Here is a 6625-nt window from a genome sequence, read left to right on the forward strand (position 1 = left end):
AGCTCAAATATGTAAAATCCCCAATCTTCAATCAAAAATTGATTGCGGATTGGGGATTTTCAAATTCCGACTGGAGCGTTTAGCGCGTTCCTATTCTATATCTAGCTGGGTTGCTTCACATTCTGGCGCCCAGGCCCCTTCTGCATCACAATCATTCAGGTAGCGGACCGGCGCATTGAGGTTGTAAAATGCAAACGCCATTTTATCAGCCTGCTCCTGGATAATTTTGTAGGTCGGCTTGCCAGCACCGTGACCCGCATTGGTTTCGATACGGATGAGCGTAGGCTGCTCACAAGTCGCCTGGGCTTGCTGAAGGGCTGCGCCAAACTTGAACGAATGCGCCGGCACTACGCGGTCGTCGTGGTCACCGGTTGTAACCATCGTTGCAGGATAACACGTTCCTGCTTTCAGGTTATGGTACGGAGAATATCCTTTCAGGTAGGCGAACATTTCAGGACTCTCTTCAGCTGTGCCATAATCGTATGCCCAGCCGGCGCCGGCGGTGAACTTGTCGTACCGCAGCATATCCAGCACGCCAACCGCAGGTAACGCCACCTTGGCCAGATCGGGCCGCTGCGTCATCGTAGCGCCTACGAGCAGGCCTCCATTTGATCCGCCGGAAATGGCAAGCTTTTCAGACGAGGTATACCCTTCGTCAATCAGAAATTCAGCAGCAGCAATAAAATCGTCGAACACATTCTGCTTTTGCATTTTGGTGCCGGAGACGTGCCATGCTTTACCGTACTCCCCACCGCCGCGCAAATTGGGTACGGCATAAACACCGCCGTTTTCCAACCAGATGATATTGGTTGTGCTAAATCCGGGGGTGAGGCTGACGTTGAATCCACCGTATCCATAAAGCATCGCAGGGTTGTTGCCGTCGAGCTTGAGGCCTTTACGGTGCGTGATCATCATTGGCACGCGGGTGCCGTCTTTGGATTCGTAGAAGACTTGTTTTGATGTGTAGTTCTCCGGGTTAAACGAAACACCGTTGCGTTTGTAAACGGCTGAAGCGCCGGCTTCTACGTCGTACGAAAAAATGGTGCTCGGCGTGATGTAATCGACATAGGTATAGTACAACAGGTTTTCAGCCCACTTGCCGCCGAAGCCATAAACCGATCCTTTGCCGGGAAGCGCAACTTCGCGTACCACGGTGCCTTCCAGGTCAACCTGTTGCACAACCGAAATTGCATCGCGCAGGTATTCTGCAAAGAAATAGCCACCCCCCGTGCTAATACTCAACGGCTCATTGGCCTCGGGAATCACATCTTCCCAGTTCACAGGCGCAGGATTGGCTGCATATACCTTGACAAGCCGCTGGTTTGGCGCGTCCATGTTCGTCACAATGTACAGGGTCTCCCCTTCTGCATGGGCAACGTAGCTGTCGCTGTCAAAATTCTCAACAACAGGTACGATGGGAGCATTGGCGACCGACAAATCCTGGACATAAAGTTCGTTACCTGAAGTAGACGTAGCAGCAGAGATCACGAGCCATCGGTTGTCTTCCGTCACGCTGGCAAAGATGTAGCGGCGCGGTGTGGCTTCTCCACCAAAAACGAGCGCATCAGCATCCTGAGGGGTCCCGAGTTGGTGGTAATATAGCTTATGAAATTCGGTTTTACCGGAGAGATCGCTACCTTCATCGGGTTTGTCGTACGAGCTATAGTACAGGCCTTCGTTGCCTTTCCAGGAAATCCCCGAGAACTTGATGTCTACCAGCGTATCTTCGATAACCGACATATCCTCTGTATCGATCACAATGACCTTACGCCAATCTGATCCGCCTTCAGAGATAGAGTAGGCTGCCATGCTGCCATCTTCAGTAAAGGAGATGCCTGACAGCGAGGTTGTCCCATCTTCAGAAAAACTATTGGGATCCAGAAATACTGTTGGGTCCTCGTTTCCTTTCTGCCGGTACAAGACGTATTGGTTCTGCAGGCCATCGTTTTTATAGAAGTAGGTATAATCTCCTTCTTTGAAGGGTGCGCTGTACTTCTCAAAATTCCACAGTTTCTCCAGCCGGCTCCGGATGGCTTCTCTAAATGGAATTTGTTCAAGGTATCCGAAGGTGGCTTCGTTTTGACGGCCTACCCAATCAGTTGTCTCATCAGCCATGTCATCTTCGAGCCATCTGTAGGCATCTTCTACCGTTTCGTCATGGTAGGTATCAGAGACAGGAATTTTTTCCGTTTCTGGATAAGAAACCGGAATAGGATCATAGTCGGCCATTGGTGCTTCGTTTTTCGCCGTACACCCTACAAGGGCAACGCATAACATACAGGATACAAGGGATTTGTAGTGCATGGAACAACACAATTTGAGTGGGTGAAGACAAGAGCCAACAAGAAGCCTGCCGGCTCTCAATTACACAGCAACGCTACCCGCACAGGTGAATTGCAGGTAGCTCGCGTGTATTCAAAAAATGGATAGAGGGTTAAGTTCGCCTGTTCAGGCCCGTTTCTGTACGAGCCTATCGACAGGAAGTTGGCAATCAGGCTAAACAGTGATTTCGATTCTGTTGCCCTCCGGATCGAGCACAACGCTTTCGTAATAGCCATCCCCTGTACGGCGTGGCCCATCGATAACACGAAAGCCATCTTTTTTCAGTCGTGCGGTCAGGTCATCAACACGCTGCATCGAGCCAGTTGCAAAGGCAAGGTGAATGATACCTGTATACTGGGCTTCAATATCGTTTTTGTTTTCCGGGATGGTGGGCATATACATCAACTCAAGGTTTGCGCCGGAAGCAAACGTGAGGAAATAAGACTCAAAATTCTTTTTCGTATTGGTGTACTTGGCGCCGGCCATACCGTCGAAATAGGTTTCATAGAACTGCCGGAGTTGTTCAAGGTGTTGCGTCCAGATGGCAACATGATCAATTCGCATGGGCTAGAGCTGAGTGGAATGGTAAAAAACTATCAAGAATGTACAACACGGGTACCGGCTGCCAGATCGTGCAACCCTCGTCGCTGACGATGTACAACTACACTCACCATTAATCCTCCCATGAGTATGCCACAGGCAACAAAACCCCACCGAAAATCGGGGGCTTCAGCATACATCAAGGGCACAGGCAAGTTGTTCGCCAGATGTGCCAGCTCCCAGGGCAACAGCTTTACTGCATTGCGCAATACGGCCTGTTTGGTGCTGATCCGTTTGAGTCCTGCTACTGTCCGTACCCGCAAGCCTAACAATTTCTTGCCGGGCGTAGTGCCAGACGCCGCCTTTTCAAACAGTATAAAGTACAACCAGACAGGAAGGGAAACGGTGACGAGCGTATACATTTCTGTGTGCACGCCATCGTGAAACCAGGTTGCAGGGATGCCAATGAATTCACGCAGGGGCACCAATATAAGCAGTTGCGTAAGTACAAAGAAAGCAAAAGCGATAAAACAATCTGCGCCGTAGGCCAATCCTCTTTTTAAAAATCGTGCAGAAGTGGCTTCATCATGGGCGGTATCGCGTTGTTTTTTTGCTCCTGTCATACGTGTAGATCTCAAGTTACACCTTCTCATTGCACGTTTACAAAGACCCAGAATACCCCCTGAAAAACTGGTTTCAATTTTTTAATACTGGCGTAACAAAATGATAACCGCCAGGGGCTTTTCGGATGACTATGTAGCCATGTTTTTTCCTTATCTAAAAGACAGTTAAGCGTAGGCCATCTGCCTGTACGGGTCAGGCCCGAATACCTCTCTTGAATGACCAGATCAAGCACTTGTGAATCTGCGCGACACCAACCAGCCAAAAGAAACAGGCTGGCAGTCCTCTCTCAATGATAATCATACAATAGTACCCAACACAATCCCATGACAATAACCTGTTACAGAATAAGCCGGCACCTGCTTGCTGCCTTGACCCTGCTGTTTTTCTTCAGCGTACCTGCTACAGCCCAAATCTCACTGGAGAAAATTGGCGGCTATGAAACGGGCATCTTCGACGAAGGCGCTGCCGAAATTAGCACGTACGACGCGGCAACCTACCGGTTGTATGTGACCAATGCAGACGAAAAAACAATCGACGTACTTGATCTGTCGGTACCTACGCATCCCCAGTTCCTGTTTTCCATTGACATCGAAGCGTACGGCGGGAACGTCAACAGCATAGATTTCTACGGAGATCGACTTGCAGCAGCTATTGAGGCAGACAATGCCCAGGCGCCGGGCGCCGTTGTATTCTTCGATGGAGAAGGCAATTACCTCAGCCAGGTCACAGTTGGCGCACTACCCGACATGCTGACCTTTACACCCAATGGCCGTTACGTCCTTGTTGCAAACGAAGGCGAACCTGACGATGACTATGTTGTGGATCCTGAGGGATCGGTAAGCATTATCCGCGTGCCGCACAAAGCCGGCAACGAGGAAGTAAGAACACTTGGCTTTAGTGCCTATAACTACGCCAAACTCGATAACAGCATTCGCATCTTTGGCCCCGGTGCTACGGTGGCACAAGACCTCGAACCAGAGTATATCGCTGTATCTGACGACTCGCGTTACGCCTATGTTGCGCTCCAGGAGAACAATGCACTGGCCATCATCGACATCAAAAGCGCTAAGATCGTTGCGCTGAAAGGCCTCGGCTTTAAAGACCACAGCCTCTACGGCAACGGCATCGATGCGAGCAACAGAGATGATGCCATCAACATCGCCAACTGGCCCGTGTATGGCATCTACCATCCCGATGCAATTGATTACTACACAACCGGCGGTAACGGGTTTATCATCTCTGCAAACGAAGGGGACTCGCGCGATTACGATGGATATTCTGAAGAAGAACGTATCGGCGATCTGATGCTGGATCCTGCTGCATTTCCAAATGCGGCCTACCTGCAGGAAGACGAAAACCTTGGCCGGCTGAAAATCACCCTCGCAAACGGCGACAAAAACGGAGATGGCTACTATGAAAAGCTGTTTGCTTACGGCGCCCGTTCTTTCTCTATCTGGGATACAAGGGGTAACCAGGTGTATGACAGCGGCGACGAATTTGAGCAGATCACGGCTGACCTGATCCCCGACGATTTCAACTCAACCAACGACGAAAACGACTCTTTCGATAACCGGAGCGACGACAAAGGTCCGGAGCCAGAAGGCATTGTGGTTGGTAAAGTGGATGGCACACCTTACGCATTCATCGGCCTGGAGCGCGTTGGGGGCATCATGGTTTACAACGTTGCCCGTGCCAGAAACCCGCACTTTGTACAGTACGTCAACTCACGCGATTTCAGCGGTGACGCAGAAGCCGGCACAGCGGGCGACCTCGCCCCCGAAGGGCTTGTATTTATTCCTGCCCATGACAGTCCAAACGGCTATCCGCTGCTGGTTGTCTCTTACGAAGTAAGTGGTTCTGTGGCAATTTTTCAGGTCAACAACGCCCACGCTGGTGTTGCTGGCGATCAGGGACGCGACATACTCGAACTGCAGACGGATACTACAACGCCCGAAGCATTTGAACTTGCGCCGGCATACCCGAACCCGTTCAACCCTTCAGCGCAGATTGCATTCAGTGTACCTGAAGCAAGCAATGTACGCGTGGCGGTATACAATACACTTGGCCAGGAAGTAAGCTTGCTCTTGCAGGGCGAAGTTGCCGCCGGCCGGCACGAAGTGACCTTCAATGCCGGCAACCTACCAAGCGGTGCCTACCTCGTGCGCATGCAGACCGCGGCCGGTGTATTTACCCAGCGGGTTACGCTCCTGAAGTAATATCTTTTATTTGATGCTGCACAGTTAACAGCAGAAAGCCTGGCCGGTACGCGGTCAGGCTTTCTGTTTTTTACAGACCAGATTCAATAACAATGGCAGGTGGATAAACCCCGGGTATTGGATGCCAACAGCCCATCCCTTTTCCGCATCACATACCAGACGTACTGAACAATCTTTTGAGGAAATAAATTCTACCTGCTGAAGCAAATCATCGCCCCCGCTTGCCCGGCATCCCAAAGCGCACCTCCCCCCAAGAGCACATCAAGGACGCGCTTGACTCCACAGCGACTCGATCGCGTCGACCCACACGTATCCTGGCCCATACGTGACTGAGTATTCTCTGGCAACACATACACGATGTCCCTTTGCCCTTGCCATATTACTGCACTATGGAAATCCCAGTATCGCTTGAAATCCTTCTTGTAGAAGACAACGAATTGCACCAGGAGCTTATCGTCCGGATGCTGGAACTGGTCGGCTACTCTGCAGACGTTGTAAACAGCGGAGAAGAAGCCCTTGAGGCGATCCAGAAAAAGGACTACACCCTCATCCTGATGGACCTCGCCATGCCGCGGCTCGATGGCTTTGCTACCACACAACACATCAGCAACAACGATTTGCCCGATGATCCTTACATCATCGCCGTTACAGCGCTAACCATGGACAACCCACGGGAAGCCTGCAGGAAAGCCGGCATGGACGATGTATTGCAAAAACCTGTACTCATCGACGACTTCCGCGCAGCACTCGCCCGCTTCTACACAACACAGTACTCCTGAAAAAATGACCAAATCCTGTGGGATTGGGTCTGTTACAGGTTGAAAGTTACTGGTTGAAGGTTTTTGGGTTTGCTCGGGGTTAGTCTTCGGCTTGCATCCTGGTGGCGATGTGTTCTACTTCTGTCCAGGCCCGCAGGTAGTTGC

Annotated in this window: 5 protein-coding genes; 2 read left to right on the plus strand and 3 right to left on the minus strand. The window is 50.9% G+C overall.

Annotated elements, in window-relative coordinates; translation table 11 throughout:
* Positions 1-90 precede the first annotated feature (90 nt).
* The 3 genes from AAF564_04610 to AAF564_04620 all read right to left on the minus strand — a co-directional run bounded on the left by AAF564_04610 (position 91) and on the right by AAF564_04620 (position 3485).
* The gene (locus AAF564_04610; GenBank protein MEM8484804.1) at positions 91-2229 is read right to left on the minus strand and encodes a prolyl oligopeptidase family serine peptidase; all 2139 of its coding nucleotides are present in this window, start codon (positions 2227-2229) and stop codon (positions 91-93) included.
* Between the two features lie 267 nt (positions 2230-2496).
* Entirely contained in the window at positions 2497-2886 is a 390-nt protein-coding gene (locus tag AAF564_04615) for a VOC family protein (protein MEM8484805.1), read from the minus strand.
* 32 nt (positions 2887-2918) lie between these two features.
* Entirely contained in the window at positions 2919-3485 is a 567-nt protein-coding gene (locus AAF564_04620; protein MEM8484806.1) for an RDD family protein, read from the minus strand.
* Between the two features lie 324 nt (positions 3486-3809).
* Here AAF564_04620 and AAF564_04625 point away from each other — a divergent pair, with 324 nt between their 5' ends.
* Positions 3810-5702 carry a choice-of-anchor I family protein gene (locus AAF564_04625; GenBank protein ID MEM8484807.1) on the plus strand — a complete coding sequence of 631 codons (1893 nt, stop codon included), beginning with the start codon at positions 3810-3812 and terminating at the stop codon, positions 5700-5702.
* A gap of 389 nt (positions 5703-6091) precedes the next feature.
* A complete protein-coding gene (locus tag AAF564_04630) occupies positions 6092-6481 on the plus strand; it encodes a response regulator (GenBank protein MEM8484808.1) in 390 nt (129 codons plus the stop codon).
* The last annotated feature ends 144 nt before the right edge of the window (positions 6482-6625 follow it).

Source organism: Bacteroidota bacterium, from assembly GCA_039111535.1.
Classification (GTDB): Bacteria; Bacteroidota; Rhodothermia; order Rhodothermales; family JAHQVL01; genus JBCCIM01.